The organism is Empedobacter tilapiae, assembly GCF_004785645.1.
Lineage (GTDB): Bacteria > Bacteroidota > Bacteroidia > Flavobacteriales > Weeksellaceae > Empedobacter > Empedobacter tilapiae.
The window spans coordinates 320,503-340,042 of the sequence record NZ_SRPE01000003.1; the positions used below are offsets into that span (position 1 = coordinate 320,503).

Below are 19,540 nucleotides of genomic sequence, written 5' to 3' on the forward strand. Positions count from 1 at the left end.
AGTAAAAAGATGGATTATATAATCCATCTTTTTACTTATAGTATAATTTGATTAAATCCTTTTTCTTGTAATTCAAAAAGATAAATAAATGCATTAGGCGTTGTTTGAACAAAATCTAAATATTGGTTTTTTTTAACTCCTAATTTATTCATTGCAAATTCACACGAAGTGAATTTAATTCCAATCTCATTTGCTTTTTTCATTATTTCTTTCAATTCATTATCCTCAGCAATATCTTTTACAACACTTGCTATTAAAACAATTTCAAAATGTGCTTTTGAATTATTTTTTAACATTTCTTCGCCTGTTATAATGGAAGAGATTAACATCGTTTTATTTTGAACCATAATAGCGTATTTTCCTTTCTTTTTCAATAAAGAAAAGGATTCTATTTTGTTAAGCTCTTGTTTATTATTTGCTTGAGCTGTAAAACTAGTAACCAAAGCAATCATAAGTAATGTCTTTTTCATTTTTACTATATTTAAATTAGCTCGAAAATATATTTTTAGATTTTAGAACCTTGTAACAAAAGTTACATCTAAATAAATGAAAATATGTATAAGATAATTTGTATTTTTCTATCAAATTTGTGAATGGTGTTAAATGATATAAAATCAACATTAAATGACTTGTCAGATCCTGAAAAAGTTAAAAGTGTTAGTAGATATTTTAAAACTGGTAAAGGGGAATATGGTGAAGGGGATATGTTTTTAGGAATAACAGTTCCTAATCAACGGTTGATTGCAAAAGAGTTTTATCAAGAAGCTTCATTAGAAGATGTCAAAGATTTATTAAGTTTCAATATTCATGAATATCGCTTGGTGGCTTTATTGATTTTGGTTAATCAATATAGAAAATCAAAGGATGAAAAGACAAGAAAGGAAATTGTAGCGTTTTATTTGTCGCAAACTTCTCGAATTAATAATTGGGATTTAGTAGATACAAGTTGTTATAAAATTTTAGGGCATTTTTGTTTTGATCAGAAAAGAGAGGATCTACTTTATGATTTGGCAGATTCTGATGATTTATGGGAAAAACGAATGGCGATTGTTTCGACTATGTATTTTATAAAACAAAATTCTCTTGAAATTGTTCCTGAAATTGTATTGAAGAATCTTAATCATTCACACGATTTAATGCATAAAGCGAATGGTTGGATGTTACGTGAAATGGGAAAAGTGAATGAAGAAAAGTTAATTCAATTTCTAGACGAATATACGTTACAGATGCCAAGAACAACATTGAGATATGCACTTGAAAAAATAGATCCAGTTGTAAAAGATTATTATATGAAATTGAAATAGGTTGAAATAAAAAAAAGTCGCTCATCGAGCGACTTTTGATTTTATATAAAGAATAAATTCTTATAAAATAACATGACCTAATTTAGTCAATTTTTGATGATCTAATACTTTAATTTTTCTTCCTTCAACTTCAATTAATTCATCCGTTTTGAATTCAGAAATCAATCGTATAGCTGATTCTGTAGCAGTTCCAATCAAATTTGCCATTTCTTCACGTGTCAACGAAATGTTGATAAAACCGTCTTTGTCTGTTCCTAATTTCCCTTCTAAAAGAATTAAAACTTCAGCCAAACGTTCGCGAACTGTTTTTTGAGCTAAATAAGTAATAGTTCTTGCGTATTCTCCTAAATCTTTTGCTATTCTTTGTAATATATTAAATGCTAATTTTGGATTAACTTCTAATAGTTTCAGAAAGAATTTTTCTGGCATATAATAAATTTCTACAGGCGTCATAGCTGTAGCAGATGCTCCAAAAACTTCTTGACTTAAAATTGAGCGATAACCAATAATGTCTCCTTCGTTGATAAAACGTAGAATTTGCTCTTTGCCATTAAAACCAATTTTGAATAACTTGGCAGTTCCTTTCATGACGCAATAAATTCCTTTAGGTGTATTTCCTTCCTGAATAATTTCGTCTCCTTTTTTTAGGTTGAAGATCTTCTTTTCTTGCTCAAACTCCAATAATTCCTCTTTACTAAAAACCCCAAAAGACTCTGGGTTATCAAACATCGCTTTAATCGACACTACATTCTCATTAAACTCTGACATATCTTATTGTTATGACTTAATTCATACAAAGTTAACGTTAATTCTGATAAAAGGAAAGTAATTTTGCAAAATAGTATGGAAGAGAATTGTTTTCACTGTGGTCAACGAATTGAAGAAGAAGTTATTCAGTTCGATGAAAAGGATTTTTGTTGTCAAGGTTGTAAAACGGTTTACGAGATTTTAAACGTAAATAATTTAAAAGATTATTACGATCTTAATCGTAATGCAGGTTTACGTCCTGATGGAAAAAGTAACCATCAGTTTGATTTCTTAAACACGAAAGAAATCTTTGATAAAGTTGTTGATTTTTCAGATGATGGAGTTACAGTTGTCTCCTTTTATGTGCCTGTAATGCACTGTACTTCGTGTGTTTGGTTGTTAGAAAGTTTGAATACGATCAACCCAAATATTATTTCTTCTAATGTGAATTTTACTCAAAAGACAGTTCAAGTTACTTACCGAGATGCTGAATTGAAATTAGGAGATTTAGCAAGGTTTATTACAAACTTAGGATATAAACCTTCTATAAATTTAAAGACTTTAGATAAAAAGAAAAAAAGTAAAGTAGATCGATCTTTAGTGAGTAAATTGGTAATTGCTGGATTCTGTTTTGGGAATATTATGCTTTTATCATTTCCTGAATATGTCGAAGTTTTTGGTGATGTAAAAGAACAATGGTTAGATCAAAATAAAGGTTATTTCCGTTGGACTATGTTTGCGTTAGCATTACCAGTGTTTTTTTACTCATCTACTGATTATTTTGTTTCTGCTTGGCAAGGCTTAAAAAACAAATATATTAATATAGATGTGCCAATTGCGCTAGGAATCATCGTGATTATGTTTAAGTCTACGTATGACATCATTTTTGATATTTCTCCTGGTTATTTTGATACACTAGCAATGCTTTTATTTTTGATGTTAACAGGTAAATGGTTTCAACAACAAACAATGCAAGCGTTAGCATTTGATAGAGACTATAAATCGTTTTATCCTATTGCAGTAGCTAAGTTAGAAAATGGTTATGAACAACCAATTTTACTAGCTGATTTGAAAAAAGGCGACCGAATATTAATTAGAAATGAAGAAATTATTCCAGCTGATGCTATTTTGATGAAAGGAGAAGCAATGATTGATAATTCGTTTGTAACTGGAGAATCTAGATTGATTCCTAAAAAAGCTGGAGATAAAATTTTTGCAGGAGGAAAACAATCTGGTCATGCAATTGAGTTGGAGATTATTTCGGATGTAAATCAAAGTTATTTAACTCAATTATGGAATAATGATGCTTTCCAAAAAGAGGAATCAGAATTGAATGCCTTGACTAACAAAATTAGTCATTACTTCACATTAATCATTCTTATTATTACGGCTATTTCTGCTGTTTATTGGTATTTCCATGATTCTTCAAAAATATTAGAAGTTGTAACATCTATCCTGATTATTGCTTGTCCATGTGCATTAGGATTATCTTCTCCTTTTATTTTGGGACATATGATGCGTATTTTTGGAAATAAGAAATTCTATGTTAAAAATACATCCACAGTCGAAAGAATGGAGAAAATAACGGATGTTGTTTTTGATAAAACAGGTACAATTACAGAAAGTGATGAAGCGCAAGTACAATATGAAGGTAAAGAGCTTTCTGAGTATCAAAAACAGTTAGTAAAAGCACTGATAAGAAACTCTAATCATCCGTTAAGCCGTACTTTATATAAGAAATTAAATGTTGATGATCATTTGCCAATCAATAATTATGAAGAAATTATAGGAAAAGGGCAGCAAGCTGAAGTTGATGGACATAAAATAAAAGTTGGATCGCGTAGTTTTGTTAACGCAATTTTTAATGAAAATATATTAAATCAATCTCAGGTATTTATAGCAATAGATGAAGAAGTTTTTGGTAAATTTGTTTATACCAATCGATATAGGAAAGGTTTAGATCGTTTATTGAAAGAATTAGATATTTATCAGTTGCATGTATTGTCAGGAGATAATGATTCTGAAAAAGAATATTTAGAATCAATTTTCCCTCAAAATGCAAAATTGATTTTTAATCAATCACCAACTGATAAATTAGAGTATATTAAACAACTAGAACAAGATGGAAGGAAAGTCATGATGCTTGGAGATGGTCTGAATGATGCTGGCGCTTTAAAACAAAGTACAGTAGGAATATCAATCTCGGAAGATATTAATAGTTTTTCACCTTCATGTGACGGAATTTTGGATGCAAAAAGCTTTAAAGCAATTCCAAACTTTCTAAAGTTATCCAAGACAACAATGAAATTTGTGAAGATTGCTTTTTTTATTAGTTTCTTGTATAATATAGTTGGACTTAGTTTTGCTGTATCTGGTTATTTACAACCAGTTGTAGCGGCTATTTTAATGCCGATAAGTTCTATTTCAGTGTTAATATTTGCAACAGCTAGTACTAGGATAGTGGATAAATTAACAAAATGGAATTTAGATTGATTTTAAATTAGAGATATAAATACTGCTCTGACCAAAATCATTGTGATAAGAACTTAGGGCTTTGTAATTTTGTGGAGCTATGGGAATATTATTATTAATGATATTGGTTAGTGTCTCATTAGGTGCTATTTTTTTACTTTTATTCTTTTTAGGATATAAGAAAGGACAGTTTGATGAAGACGAATCTCCTGCAGTGAGAATGTTAAAAGATGATAAAAAAACACAAGATAAAATCGACTCATAATGCAAATGCAGACTTTTAGTTACGACAATAAGATCGTAAAGTATTTCCTTTATGCCACATTGTTTTGGGCAGTTATGGCATTTTTCTTTGGAGTATTGGTTGCAACGTTGTTGTTTTTTCCTACTTTGCCAGAATATATCTTCGGATCAGATGATGGTACAATTGGAGGGAATATTCAAGGTTTAATCAATTCACAAGGAACACTAGGTTTTGGTAGATTAAGAATGATTCATACAACATTTGCGGTATTCGCTTTTGTTGGAAACTCATTCTTTACTGGAGCTTATTATTCATTACAACGATTGTTGAAAACCAGAATGTACAGCGATGTTTTAAGCTGGATCATATTCTGGGGATGGCAATTGTTTATCGTATTATCATTTGTGACATTCTTGTATGGTTACAATACTTCAAAAGAGTATGCCGAACATGAATGGCCAATTGATATTTTGATCGCGCTAGTTTGGGTATTGTTTGGAGTTCAAATGTTCTTCACAATTTCTAAACGTCGTGTAAGACACTTGTATGTAGCAATTTGGTTCTATATCGGAACATGGGCGGCTATTACAATGTTACATGTATTCAATAACTTGGAAATTCCAGTTACTTTCAGCTTAACAGCTCCAAAATCGTATTCTTTATACTCAGGAGTTCAAGATGCGTTAGTGCAATGGTGGTATGGACATAATGCAGTAGCATTCTTCCTTACAACTCCAATTTTAGGTTTGATGTACTATTTTGTACCTAAAGCTGCAAATAGACCAGTATTCTCATACAAATTGTCTATTATTCACTTCTGGTCATTAATCTTCATTTATATTTGGGCTGGTCCACACCACTTGATTTATACATCATTACCAGGTTGGGCACAAGCATTAGGGACAGGTTTCTCAATTATGCTTATTGCACCATCATGGGGAGGTATGTTAAATGGATTATTGACACTACGTGGAGCTTGGGATAAAGTAAGAGAAAATCCTATTTTGAAATTCTTTGTTGTAGCTTTAACATGTTATGGTATGGCCACATTTGAAGGTCCATTGCTAGCTACAAAAACATTAAATAAGATTGGTCACTTTACAGACTGGGTACCTGCTCACGTACACGTAGGAACGTTAGGATGGAATGGATTTATCGCATTTGGTATGATTTATTATTTAGTACCAAAACTTTTTAATACAAAATTAGCTTCTGTGAAAATGGCTAATGCGCATTTCTGGATTGCTACTTTTGGTATATTATTCTGGGTTATCCCAATGTATGTTGCTGGATGGACACAAGGTTTAATGTGGAAACAATTCGCAGCAGACGGAACATTAGAATATGGTAACTTCTTACAAACAGTTACAATTCTTAAACAATGGTTGTATCCTTTACGTGCATTTGGAGGTACATTATATTTAATTGGTACGTTTATGATGATTGTAAACGTTGTTAAAACTGCCAAATCTGGAAAATTTGTTGCGAATGAGGATGCAGAAGCTCCTGCTTTAGCACCAAAAGCATCTACACGTGCACAAGGAGAAGGTGTTCACTCTTGGATTGAGAGAACTCCGTTAGTAATGACAATAGGTGCAGTATTAACATTAGCAGTAGGAGGATTGGTAGAAATAGTTCCTACAATTGTAGTTAAATCAAATGTACCAACAATAGCTAGTGTTAAACCTTATACACCATTAGAATTAGAAGGACGTGATTTATATATTAGAGAAGGATGTAATGCTTGTCATACGCAAATGATTCGTCCTTTCCGTGATGAGGTAAAACGTTATGGAGAATACTCTAAAGCAGGAGAATTTGTTTATGATCATCCATTTTTATGGGGTTCTAAAAGAACAGGGCCAGACTTACATCGTGAAGGAGGTAAAAACCCAGATGCATGGCATTACAAACATATGTGGAATCCACGTTCTACTTCAGATGGATCTATCATGCCTCGTTACCCATGGTTAATTGATAATAAATTAAATCGTGAGTTAACTCGTGATAAAATGAAATCTATGGCTGTTTTAGGAGTTCCTTATGAGCAAGAAGATTTTGATAGTATGCAAGTTTCTATGGATAAACAAGCATTAGCAATTGAAACAAGTATCTTTAAAGATGCTGCCGATTTGAAAGAATTGTATGCTAAAAAAGCTTCTGAAGCTAAAGCTGAAGGAAAAGAGTTTGTTCCATTGAGAGATCGTGAGATTACAGCCTTAATAGCTTACTTACAACGTTTAGGTATTGATATTTCGGCTGATCAAATTGAGACAGCAAGTAACTAATGTTAAAATATTATAAAGAATTCCTTTCTCAGTATGAGTATGCATCTTTGTTGCAGACATTAGTCTTAATAGGACTTATAGCAGTTTTTGTGACAATATTTATCAAAGTGATAAAAAAACCTAAGGGTTATTACAAAAACAATGAGTCTGCAGCTTTAGATTTAGAACCAGAAGAGAACGAAAAAAATAATACAAAATGAGACAACGTACCCCGGCTTATATATTTATACCATTAACGCTATTAGCAGTAATCTTAGCGTTTACAATGGTGACGCCAGTAGATGTGGTGCCTGAACCAGGTTTTCAAGGAATGATGCACAATTTGCTTGAGCATTTGAAACATGTGTTTGCGCAAGGAATCTTCTGGGCAGTATTTGCAGTTGCAATTGTGATGCTTTTAATTATTAATGCTTTGAACAAGGTTGTAGAAGCTGAAAGATTTAAAAGATTATCAGAAGTAGAACAAGCTAAATATTTAGAAGAAGGTAAAATAGGATACTTCAAACGTTTATTCAGTAGTGCTTCTAAAAAGCAATCTGATAAAGAAGAAGAGTCAATTATTTTAGATCATGGTTTTGATGGAATCAAAGAGTTAGATAATGCTTTACCTCAATGGTGGTTATCATTATTCTATTTCGGAGTTGTATTTATGGTTGTTTATATGATGGCATATAGTTTTACAGACTTTGCACATAGTGACAAAGAATACGAAGAAGAAATGGTTTATAAAGATCAGGTAGATAGTATCTGGGCAGTAGCTAATGATATTGATATTACTGGAGCAATTAACAAATCTAATGATCCAGCAATAGTAGAACAAGGTCAAAAATTATTTAATCAACATTGTACACAATGTCACATGGAAGGAGGTAAAGGTGGTATTGGACCAAACTTAACTGATGATTATTGGGTGAATCATGTTGAAGATAGTTTATTCAAAAATATCTACCATATTATTTATGATGGATCGCCAAAAAACCCTCAGATGCGTGCTTTTGGACAACGTAAAGAGTTATCAGGTTTAGCCATCGAAAAAATTGCTTCTTATGTTTATTCAATAAATCAAAATGAACCAACTAAAACAGTTGCTGAAGGTGCTGCGGCTCCTCAAGGAGATTTAGTTGAAGCATGGAAACAAAAGAATTGATTTTAAATAATTACAACAAATATCATATTGAAAGAGAGCTTATTTATAAGCTCTCTTTTTATTTTTATCGTAACTTTGTACTTATTAAAAAGTCACTACAATGAGTGTTCAAAATTCTGACCCAAAAGATGAATTTAATGTAGATAGTTATTTGGATGAAAAAAGCCAAATGACAGAAGATGTACGTACCTCTATAAGTACAATGGAAAGTACGGGAGAAAGGAAATGGGTATATCCTAAAAAACCGAAAGGAAAGTTTACAAATTATAGGACATATGTAAGTTATGCTTTGTTGGCTATCTTATTTATAACTCCATTCATAAAATTACCTAATGGTAATCCATTGTTTAAATTTGATATATTAAGTAGACAGTTTGTTATTTTTGGTTTTCCATTCTTTACATCAGACTTCTTTCTATTAGCTATAGGGATGATAACAACAATAATTTTTATTATATTGTTTACAATGGCTTATGGACGCTTATTTTGTGGATGGGTTTGTCCACAGACAATTTTTTTGGAAATGGTTTTCCGAAAAATAGAATATGCTATAGAAGGAGATAGAGCAAAACAAATAAGATTAGATAAACAAGAATGGGACGAAGAAAAGGTTCGTAAAAAATTATTGAAGTGGACAATTTTTGCAATCATTTCATTCCTAATAGCAAACGTTTTTTTGGCTTATATTATTGGAGCAGAAGCTTTATATGCAGTTATAAAAGAAGGACCAGAGGATAATATAGGAACATTAATAGGATTAGTATTCTTTTCTGGGATGTTTTATTTTGTTTTTGCTTGGTTTCGTGAACAAGCTTGTACATTAGTTTGTCCTTATGGACGTTTTCAAGGTGTTTTAATTGATTCGCATACAATTAATGTTGCCTATGATTTCAAACGTGGAGAAGGAACTGCTGGTCGAGCAAAATTTAAAAAGAACGAAGATCGTAAGGCAGAAGGAAAAGGAGATTGTATAGATTGTGGACAATGTGTTGTAGTTTGTCCTACAGGAATTGATATTCGAAATGGAATTCAGTTGGAATGTGTAAACTGTACTGCATGTATTGATGCATGTGACGAAGTAATGGAAAAAGTAGGTTTACCTACAGGATTGATTCGATACGCATCAGAAGATGATATAAAGCGAGGAGAGAAATTTAAATTTACAAAACGTTTAGCTGCCTATACATTTGCTTTATTAGTATTGATTGGTGCTATGTCAGCTTTCCTTTTCTCTCGTTCAGATGTAGAATCTAAATACCTTAAAGTACCAGGAACAGATTATAAAGTAGAAGGTCAATTTTATGTAAATCAATTTGAATACACATTATATAATAAAACGAATGCTGATCAAATTGTAAGTCTTAAATTATTATCTCACAAAAACTCTAAAATAGAAATGTTTGAAGGAGTAAATAATTTAAACATGGAAAAAGGTCAAATTATTCAAGGTAAATTCTTCTTAAAGATTCCAATGAATGAAGTGAAATCGTACAAAGAAAAAGTTATAATTGGTTTAGTAAATCAAAAAGGAAAAGTAATCGATAAATACGAAACGAGCTTTTCAGCTCCTTTTAAATATTAAAAATATGAAATTAAATTGGGGACATGGCGTAGCAATAGCATTGGGATGTTTTATGATCTTCATTCTATCGCTACTGTTTATGGCAGGAGACACAGGAGGAATGGTGACAGAAAATTACTATGAGAAAGAACTTCATTTTCAAGATGAGATTAATGCTGAAAAAAGAGCAAATGCATTAACAGAAAAGCCAGAGATCTTAGTTCAAGCGAATGGGTTTTTAGTTCAATTTCCTACATCTACAAAAGATGATTTTAAAGGTGATATCTTTTTATTAAGAAATGAAGATGAAACAAAAGATATTAAAACATCAATTCGCTTAAATGATAAAAAAAATTTTTTAATTCCATCAGTTAAATTAATTGATGGTGAATATGAATTAACCTTAAATTGGAAAGAAAATAATCAAACTTATTTGATTAAAAAATCCATAAGATGGATTTCACAATAATAATTATAGCTTTAACAATAGGTGTTACCTCATCCTTACATTGTGTAGGGATGTGTGGACCTATTGCTTTATCTTTGGGATTAGAATCTCAAGACAAACTCAAATTTACACTTCGTAACTTAACTTATCAATTAGGACGTGTCACTACTTACACTATTTTAGGAGCTGTATTAGGGTTGATAGGAGAGTCGTTTTCATTTGTGGGACTACAAAATTACCTAAGTATTTTGATTGGAGTTTTAATGATTATAATGGTCATGATTCCAAAATTCTACGAAAATGGAGCAACGCAACTTCGTCCTATAAATGCCTTAATGGTAAAAGTGAAACTTTCGCTTGGTAAATTCTTAATAAAGAAAGATTCTTCATCTCTTTACATAATAGGTTTGTTAAACGGACTTTTACCATGTGGAATGGTGTATGCTTCACTTACAGCAGCCATTGGTTTAGGGTCTGTTTACAAAAGTGCCTTGTTCATGTTTTTCTTCGGACTTGGAACTTTACCCTTAATGTTTGCAACCGTTTTATTTGGTAATTTTTTATCAGTCAAACAACGCCAAACAATTCTAAAAATTTTACCAATCATCACACTTATTTTAGGCGTATTATTTATTCTTCGTGGATTGGAATTAGACATACCTTTTATCTCACCAGCCAAAGAAGCACTTCAGCTAAATGGAATGGATGAGCATTGTATGTAATAATAACGAGTCACCTTTTACAATGTGAGCTACTACTTGTTATTCATAATCTTACACGCAATGTATCTTATTGTTTTAAGGTAAATTTACATGTCTTAATAAATATTAAGTTAATTAACCTAAAATTATTATCATCCTGTTAGACGTATTAATGAAGCGTTAAACACAGCTAAATTTACGAAAGTAAAGTAAATAGAAAAAAGCTGCGCGGCTTTATAGTGAAAGCTGCGCAGAAGTTATACAAAACCTGCTTAGGTTTTGTGTGTTTCCTGCGCAGGTTTTTTACAACAAGAAGACAAGAGTTAATAAGTTGTTGCTTTTTATCGAAAAATAATACTCCAAACTATCTTAGACATCTTTCCAATTACCATACTTATTCTAAGTATATTTTTTGTTTTTGGGGATTATGAGTCTAACCAGTTAAAGAATTTCTTCTGCTAAATCATATGGATGAGTAGTGTATGTAAGGTTCTGTTTATTATAGTTAATAAATTATAACATTATGTCTAGATATTGATGATAGAATGACTGAAGATGAAATTCTATGTTGGTGTAAAATATCATATAAAAATTATCCATAATGATAAAATCAATTTGGAAGTAATAAAGAATTGTATAAAAGCTTTTGCTTAAACCAAAAGCTGCTTTTATTTAAGTAATACTATAACTTTTCATCCTTACAAAATAAATTGTATTTTTGACGTTATCACTATATGTAGTGTAACTAAATAAATGTCAAAATGATAACACAATTAAGAGGTAAATTAATCGAGATTTATCCGACAAATGCTGTAATAGATTGCAATGGGGTAGGATATTGGGTAAATATTTCACTTAATACATATTCTACTTTAGAACACGAAGAATTGGTTACAATTTTTACACATTTAATTGTTCGCGAAGATGCTCATATACTTTATGGATTTGCAACAAAATTAGAACGTGAAATTTTTCAGAAATTAATTAGTGTCAACGGTGTCGGTCCAGCTTCTGGAATGATGATTATTTCTACTTTATCTTCAAAAGAAATTGCTACTGCAATTGCAACAGATGATGCAAAACTATTACAAAGTGTAAAAGGAATTGGAGCTAAAACTGCGCAAAGAATCATTATTGATTTGAAAGATAAATTGGATCAAAATTTAATATTAGACGTTAATTCTACTTCAATTAAAAATAAATCTAAGAATGAAGCGTTATCTGCTTTAGAAGTTTTAGGAATTCCTAAAAAATCTGCAGAAAAAATTATGGATAAAATCATAAAAGATCAGCCAGATGCAGAAGTGGAATTCTTAGTAAAAGAAACCTTGAAGAAAATTTAATGAAGATTCATAACGAACCAAAAACTATTCGTAAAGGCTCTACTATAGCAGCTTTGTGTTTCCTTTTTGTGATGGGAAGTATGAGCGATGTTAAAGCTCAAGAAACGGATACACTGAAGTTTCCTATTCGAGATCAAAAAGGTGGATTGTTTTTAGATAATCAAATAAAATACGATGTACAATATGATGCGATAAAGCGTCAGTATATTCTATATCCTCAAATTGGAACAAGTTTAGTTTCAGAACCGATTTATTTGACACGTCAAGAATATTTGACATTGGTTCAGAATCAAGACATGAAAAATTATTTTCGAACTAAATCTCAAACAAATGATCAGTTTTATCGTGAACAACGTTTTGGAGATAAAGAAGGAAAAAAAGAAGGAAGTATTTTACCAAGTTTTAGAGTAAAATCTAAAGCCTTTGAAACGATATTTGGAGGTTCAGAAATTTCATTAATACCACAAGGTTATGCAAGTTTAGATTTAGGAGTTTTCTTACAAAAGATAGACAATCCAATGCTATTACCTCAAAATCGTCAAACTCTTACAATGGATCTTAACCAACGTATGCAGTTGAGTATTTTAGGAAAAGTTGGAGAAAATCTTCAAATGAAAGTGAACTATGATACACAAGCTGGTTTTGGTTTTGAGAATCAAATGAAACTTCAATGGAGAAAAGCTTTAGGAAATAAACTTGATCCGTTTGGTGGTGAAGATGATATTTTACAGAATATAGAAGTAGGTAATATTTCAATGCCATTAAGTACTTCATTAATTACTGGAGCACAATCTCTTTTTGGAGTTCGTACCGATCTTAAGTTTGGACGTACTAATGTCTCTGCAGTATTTTCTGAACAACGTTCTGAATCTAAGAATATAGTTGTACAAGGAGGTGGTGTGATGACTGATTTTAAAGTTGCTGCTGAAAAGTATGAATATAACCGACACTTCTTCCTAGGTCAATACTTCAGAAATAGTTATGATACAGCTTTGAAGAATTATCCTGCGATAAATAGTAATATTAATATTCAGCGAATAGAAGTTTGGAAAGTTGATAAATCCGGAGGAAATCAACAAAATAGACGTTCTATTATAGCATTAAGAGATATTGCAGAAAGCAATTCAGTTCCACAAAATGGAAGTAATAGATTATTTAAAAATATTTTAGATAAAGAGTTTACAAAGATTAGTGACGCCAGAAGCTTTTTAAATACATATGAATTTAATGGAGTACAATTTCAGGACGGTGAAAACTTTATTGTCAACGAAAATGTACGAAAATTAGATGCTTCAGAATTTACTTTTTACCCAAAATTAGGATACATTTCCTTGAATACTCCGTTAGTTGATGGAGAAGATTTATTAGCAGTATCATTTCAATATACATTAAGCACAGACCCTAATACATTATATACAGTAGGGCAAATGTCTGATGAAACAGATAAACCAATTATTGCGAAATTAATCAAACCAAATTCTGCTGTAAACGTGGCTTCACCAATGTGGGATTTGATGATGAAAAATATTTATTCGTTAAATGCTTATGGTGTTTCGAATGAAGATTTTATGTTAAATATTAACTTCAAGGATAACGGAGAACAATCTTCAGGAAAATTAAATTATTTGCCAAATTCTGCTGTATCAGAACAATCGTTATTACAGGTACTGAATATGGATAGATTAAATTCTAACGGACAATTGCAGCAAAATACAGAAAATGGTAAAACATTTTATGGAGATGGTTTGTTCGATTTTCAATCAGGAATTACAATTGATACAGAAAGAGGAAATATAATCTTTACTTCGGTAGAACCTTTTGGTAAATATCTGAGTAATAAATTACAAGGTCAAAACGAAGAATATGTCTTTAATCAAATTTATCGTCAATTACCAAATACATTGCCTGGTGAAAAATTAGCAAATCGCTATACTTTAGAAGGTCGTTACAAAGGAACTGTTTCAGATGGTATTCCTTTGGGAGCTTTCAATGTACCACAAGGATCTGTAAAAGTTACTTCTGGAGGAGCAATATTAACAGAAGGAGTTGATTATACAGTTGATTATCAGTTAGGTAGAGTGAAAATCATCAACGAACAATTGAAAAACTCTGGAGCTCCAATTAATGTAGCGTTAGAAAATCAATCAACATTTAATTTACAGAAAAAACGTTTCATGGGAATTAATGTTGAACATAAATTTAATGATAAATTTATGTTAGGTGGAACATTAATTAATTACCAAGAACGTCCAGTTACTCAAAAAACACAATTTGGTTCAGAACCTGTTAATAATACAATTTTTGGACTTAATACACAATATAACTCAGAAGCTGAGTGGTTAACTCGTTTAACAAACAAAATACCTGGAATCAAAACAGATCAAATGTCGAACATTAGTGTTCAAGCAGAAGCTGCTTATTTGATGCCAGGAATAAACAAAGTTACAGGAGGTTACTCTTATATAGACGATTTTGAAGATGCTCAATCTCGTATAAGTTTATTAGATGTAGGTTCATGGAAATTTGGTTCAACTCCAGGAAAACCTGCTGGATATTCAGCTTCAGGATCTCATCCTTTCTTTCCTAATGGAATGAAAAATAATGATTTGTCTTTTAACAATGGTCGTCGTATGTTATCATGGTATACAATTGATCCTCGCTTTTATGGAATGGGAGGAGGAGCTCCTTTAACAGATCAACAAATGTCTACACATATGGCTCGTCGAGTAAAGTTGAGAGAACTTTTTGATCAGCGAGATGTTATGGCAGGAACCAATTCTTATATCAGTACTTTAGATATGACTTTTTATCCTCAAGAAAGAGGTCCATATAATGTTAATCCTAATTCAACTGATACTAAAAGTTGGGGAGCTATGATGCGACCTATTTCTGTATCTAACTTAAAAGATTCGAATGTAGAATATATCGAGTTTTGGATGATGGATCCTTATGCAGATGGAAAAGGAGGAGAAGGAGAGTTATTGGTCCATTTAGGTAATGTTTCGGAGGATGTCTTGAAAGATGGCGAAATGATGTACGAAAATGGATTGCCTCATTCTAGTAATGGGGTTCAAGTTGTTGAATCAAAATGGGGTAAAACACCTCAATTAAATCCTATCTTATATGCTTTTGATACGGATGGAGCAGCTCGTAAACAACAAGATTTAGGATATAATGGTCTGACGGATAATGAAGAAGCACAATATTATGGCATTACGAGTAATAATTTAGTCACAGGAGAATTAGATCCAGCAAATGATAATTATTTATTTTTCCTAGATGATCGTTTTAGAGGAGCTTCTATAGGAAACACAGTTCAAGATCGTTACCGTTATTTTAGAAATCCACAAGGAAATAATTCAACAGATAATCCTTTACATGCTTCATCTTTGGTTCCAGATACAGAAGATATTAATGGAGATTTTAATTTAGATCAAACAGAGAATTATAATCAATATACATTAAAAATTGATCGTCAAAGCTTAGAAGACCCGAATAATAAATATATTGTAGGAAGAAAAGAGGTTGATGGAGAATTTCCTGATAAAAGCAAACATAAAGTAAAATGGTATCAAGTTCGTATTCCAGTTGATAACTATGATTTAGATATTGATGGAGATGGAGTTGAAGAATTGAATAATACTACATCTATTTCTCAAGCTGAAAGTGTTTTGACAGCAGCCCGTTTTATGCGTATGGTAATGAGAGGTTTTGAGGAAGAAACAACACTTCGCTTCGGAACTTTTGATTTAGTTCGTTCAGAATGGCGTCGTTATACAAAAAATATATATCCTTCTATGGCTGGAGGAAGTCAAGAAGGAGTTGACGAAGATAAAAATATTGATGATTTAGAAGTAGGAGAAGTAAGTGTAGAACGTAATGGTACAGATCGTCCACGTTACATGATGCCGCCAGGAGTTTATAGAGAGCAAACACAAGGAGCTACTGGATATCAATCTCAGAATGAAGCTTCAATGACATTAAAAGCTAAATTCAAACCAGGAAGTACATCAAAAGCCATTTTCAAGAATACTAATTTAGATTTGAGAAGATACAAGAAAATGCAAATGTTTGTATCTGCACAGAACTTATTAGATAGAACATCTAATGCAATAGATAATGGTACAAAATTATTTATCCGTTTAGGTAGTGATTATACTGACAACTATTACGAGTATGAAATGCCTTTGAAATATACACCTCAAAGTTCAACAACAGAAAGTACAGTTTGGCCAGATGAGAACTTTATTGATCTTACAACTGATTTATTTACAGATGCTAAAAAACAAAGAGATACAGACGGATTTAGTACATTACGGCGTTTTAATTATGCATTTGATCAAGAAAATCCAAATAAAACTGTTTATGTAAAAGGGCGCCCAACACTTGGAAACGTTTCTTCGATTATGATCGGAGTACGTAATACTTCTGGTTCTATGGAAAAAGAAGTGTTACTTTGGGTGAATGAACTTCGTTTAAGTGAAATTGATAATAAAGGTGGATATGCCGCAGCAGCAAATGTTCAATTCAATTTAGGTGACTTTGCAAATGTGCAAGTTTCTGGAAGTACAAGTTCAGTTGGTTTTGGAGCAATAGATCAAGGGCCAGCTAATCGTAATCAAGATGAGTCGTTACAATATGCCTTGAATGCACAATTAAAATTAGACAAATTCTTACCGAAGAAATGGGGAATGGAAATTCCGTTCGATTTTACAATTCAAGAGAGTTTTGTTGATCCAAAATATAATCCTTTAGATAATGATATTATTTTTGATGAAGCGCCTAATAAAGCTGAATTAGAGAAAGTTGTAAGAACATATACTCAGTTCAAAAGTTTTGCATTCAATAACATTCGTAAAGTAAGAGCAACAAATCGTAATAATCCTGTTCGATTCTACGATCCTTCGAACTTCTCATTGTCAATGATGTATTCAGATAATTATTACCGAGATATTTACACTCAGTACAATGTTAATCAACAACTTAGAGCTTCGTTGAATTATACTTATGGTTTTAAAGGAAAATCTTATGAACCATTCAAGAATTGGAGAACGGTTCAACCAAAAGAAGAGTCAAGTAAATACTTACAATTTATACGAGAGTTTAATATTAATCCTTTACCAACACGTTTCTCTTTCCGTACAGAAATTGCACGTACATATAGTGAGAGACAGTACCGTGATATTAGCCAATATTTAGGAGGAGGCTCTTCGAGTTTAATTCGCCCTACTTATAGTAACAATTTCTTATTTAATTGGCAATATAACTTAGGATTTGATTTAACAAAGTCATTGAGATTAGATTTAACATCTTCTACAATGACGTTGAATGATGGAACAACTTTCCAACAAGCGAATCAAAATTTGATTTGGCAGAATATGTTTACAATTGGGCGTCCTGTTCAATACGATCAACAATTTCAGGCAAATTATAAATTGCCACTAAAATTCTTCCCGTATTTAAGTTGGATGAATATAGAGGCAGGTTTTACGTCTAACTATAACTGGATAGCAACAGCAACAGCATATCGAAACTTTGAAACAGAAGTTATTAATCCTGATGGATCGATTACAATGCGAGACGCTAATTTAGGGAAAGGAACAGCTCAAAATTCCAATTCAATTAATTTGATAGGTGATCTTGATTTTACAAGATTTTATCCAGAGTTTAAAGGATACAAACGTTTTGATTCTATTCTGAAAGGTCGCCGACAAGAGATTGATTCTTTGAATACAGCGTATGCAAATTTATTCTCGAAAAAACGTCGTACAAATAAAAAATCAGCATATAAATTCAAACATAAGTTTACTGCAAAAGATTATGGTTGGATGGTCTTATCATCTTTAAAACGCGCTAATTTTACATATAATCAAAGAAATGGAGCTGTAATTCCAGGATTGTTATATGAGCCAGGATTCTTTGGTGTAGATGGTAAAAATGGACCAACTTTAGGGTTTGTCTACGGTACTCAATTCGATATAAAAAGACAGTTAATAGAAAGAGGATTAATTGTTAATGATGAATTGATGACAGATGCTTATCAAGTTACAAAAGGAACTGACTTTAATGCAACAGCATTAGTAGAACCAATTCCAGATTTACGAATTGATTTAAATGCAAAACGCACAAAAGATCGTCGTATTTATCATTCAGGATTCAATTGGTATAGAAAGGAGACTGAGTACGGAACGGAAGTTGTTAATGAATATTTTCAACCAAATCGTTATATTGATGATTTAGCAAATCTTAATATTTCTACCATTAATATTAAAACAGCTTTTAAGAATGGAGATGCGATTTTTGATCAGTTTATTGAGAATACAAGAGTAATTTCTGATCGATTAGGTAGAAATAATGCTAGAAAAAATAATATAAAAGAAGAAGATATTCCAAAATTAATAGATAAAATGGGATATTTTGAAGGATTTAGTGAAAAAAGTTCAGATGTACTTTTACCAGCTTTCTTGTCAGCTGTACAAGGAAAAGATGCAAATGGATATAAATTAGGATACAATAGGTCTATTCCGATTCCAAACTGGAGAGTAACATATACAGGATTGAAATCAATACCTATTGTAAATAAATATTTTGATAACGTAGAAGTTTCAAGTGCATATAACTCTACTTATACAGCGTCAGGAGTACAATCTAATCCAAACTATATGTTAGACGCTGGAGTTATTAATGGAGGAACAGTGACAGGAAAAGATAGTAATGGAAATTTATATACCAGAAATTTATATGGAGCTGTAACCATGATCGAATCTTTTTCGCCTTTATTAGGAGTTGATTTAACTTTCCGTAATAGTATGCAGTTACGAGCTCAATATAATAGAGATCGCTTACTATCTTTAAGTACAACAAATTATACGTATACAGAAGATTATGGGTCTGAGTATATTGTAGGATTTGGTTATATTTTTAAAGATTTCAAAATGAAGGTTCGTTACCAAGGAAGTCAAAAAACAATTAAAGGAGATTTAAATATACGAGGAGATTTCTCATTCAGAGATAATCAAACAACAATTAGGAAAATTGTTTATAAATATGATGATCTTGGTACTCCTATTGGTGTAACTGGAGATTCTCAAATTACAGGTGGACAACGAATTATGACGTTTAAATTAACAGCAGATTATAACGTTAGTAAAAACTTGAATGTGAGATTCTATTGGGATCAGATGATGAGTAAATATAAAATTTCAACAGCTTTTCCAATTTCTCAAATTCGTGCCGGATTTAGTGCTACCTTTACATTCGGAAATTAAAAAACAATAAAACAAAC

General features: G+C 31.5%; 12 protein-coding genes. 10 read left to right on the forward strand and 2 right to left on the reverse strand.

Annotated features, from left to right (window positions below):
- Positions 1-35 precede the first annotated feature (35 nt).
- A complete protein-coding gene (locus E4J94_RS05560) occupies positions 36-470 on the reverse strand; it encodes a DsrE family protein (RefSeq protein WP_135834863.1) in 435 nt (144 codons plus the stop codon).
- 123 nt (positions 471-593) lie between these two features.
- Between E4J94_RS05560 and E4J94_RS05565 the strand changes: the two genes are divergently transcribed.
- Positions 594-1,304 (forward strand): DNA alkylation repair protein, encoded by a 711-nt coding sequence (locus E4J94_RS05565; RefSeq protein WP_135834864.1) that lies wholly within the window; start codon positions 594-596, stop codon positions 1,302-1,304.
- A gap of 60 nt (positions 1,305-1,364) precedes the next feature.
- Here the strand turns inward: E4J94_RS05565 and E4J94_RS05570 are convergent, their stop codons facing one another.
- Complete coding sequence (locus E4J94_RS05570; protein ID WP_135834865.1) at positions 1,365-2,072, reverse strand: Crp/Fnr family transcriptional regulator; 708 nt, start codon at positions 2,070-2,072, stop codon at positions 1,365-1,367.
- 75 nt (positions 2,073-2,147) lie between these two features.
- Here E4J94_RS05570 and E4J94_RS05575 point away from each other — a divergent pair, with 75 nt between their 5' ends.
- The 9 genes from E4J94_RS05575 to sov all read left to right on the forward strand — a co-directional run bounded on the left by E4J94_RS05575 (position 2,148) and on the right by sov (position 19,523).
- Positions 2,148-4,544 (forward strand): heavy metal translocating P-type ATPase, encoded by a 2,397-nt coding sequence (locus E4J94_RS05575; RefSeq protein ID WP_135834866.1) that lies wholly within the window; start codon positions 2,148-2,150, stop codon positions 4,542-4,544.
- A gap of 79 nt (positions 4,545-4,623) precedes the next feature.
- Positions 4,624-4,788 (forward strand): cbb3-type cytochrome oxidase assembly protein CcoS, encoded by a 165-nt coding sequence (gene ccoS / locus E4J94_RS05580; protein ID WP_019974626.1) that lies wholly within the window; start codon positions 4,624-4,626, stop codon positions 4,786-4,788.
- Entirely contained in the window at positions 4,788-7,055 is a 2,268-nt protein-coding gene (gene ccoO / locus E4J94_RS05585) for a cytochrome-c oxidase, cbb3-type subunit II (protein WP_135834867.1), read from the forward strand. Before ccoS ends, ccoO begins: the two co-directional genes overlap by 1 nt.
- A gap of 196 nt (positions 7,056-7,251) precedes the next feature.
- Positions 7,252-8,202 carry a cbb3-type cytochrome c oxidase N-terminal domain-containing protein gene (locus E4J94_RS05590; protein WP_135834868.1) on the forward strand — a complete coding sequence of 317 codons (951 nt, stop codon included), beginning with the start codon at positions 7,252-7,254 and terminating at the stop codon, positions 8,200-8,202.
- Positions 8,203-8,302: 100 nt separating this feature from the next.
- Complete coding sequence (gene ccoG / locus E4J94_RS05595; protein WP_135834869.1) at positions 8,303-9,784, forward strand: cytochrome c oxidase accessory protein CcoG; 1,482 nt, start codon at positions 8,303-8,305, stop codon at positions 9,782-9,784.
- A 4-nt stretch (positions 9,785-9,788) separates the two neighbouring features.
- On the forward strand, positions 9,789-10,232 hold the full coding sequence (locus tag E4J94_RS05600) for a FixH family protein (protein ID WP_135834870.1): 444 nt from the start codon (positions 9,789-9,791) through the stop codon (positions 10,230-10,232).
- Positions 10,217-10,933: a sulfite exporter TauE/SafE family protein gene (locus E4J94_RS05605; protein WP_135834871.1), complete on the forward strand. Its 717-nt coding sequence runs from the start codon at positions 10,217-10,219 to the stop codon at positions 10,931-10,933. Before E4J94_RS05600 ends, E4J94_RS05605 begins: the two co-directional genes overlap by 16 nt.
- Positions 10,934-11,673: 740 nt before the next feature.
- Positions 11,674-12,255 (forward strand): Holliday junction branch migration protein RuvA, encoded by a 582-nt coding sequence (gene ruvA, locus E4J94_RS05610; protein ID WP_135834872.1) that lies wholly within the window; start codon positions 11,674-11,676, stop codon positions 12,253-12,255.
- A complete protein-coding gene (gene sov, locus E4J94_RS05615) occupies positions 12,255-19,523 on the forward strand; it encodes a T9SS outer membrane translocon Sov/SprA (protein ID WP_135834873.1) in 7,269 nt (2,422 codons plus the stop codon). Before ruvA ends, sov begins: the two co-directional genes overlap by 1 nt.
- The last annotated feature ends 17 nt before the right edge of the window (positions 19,524-19,540 follow it).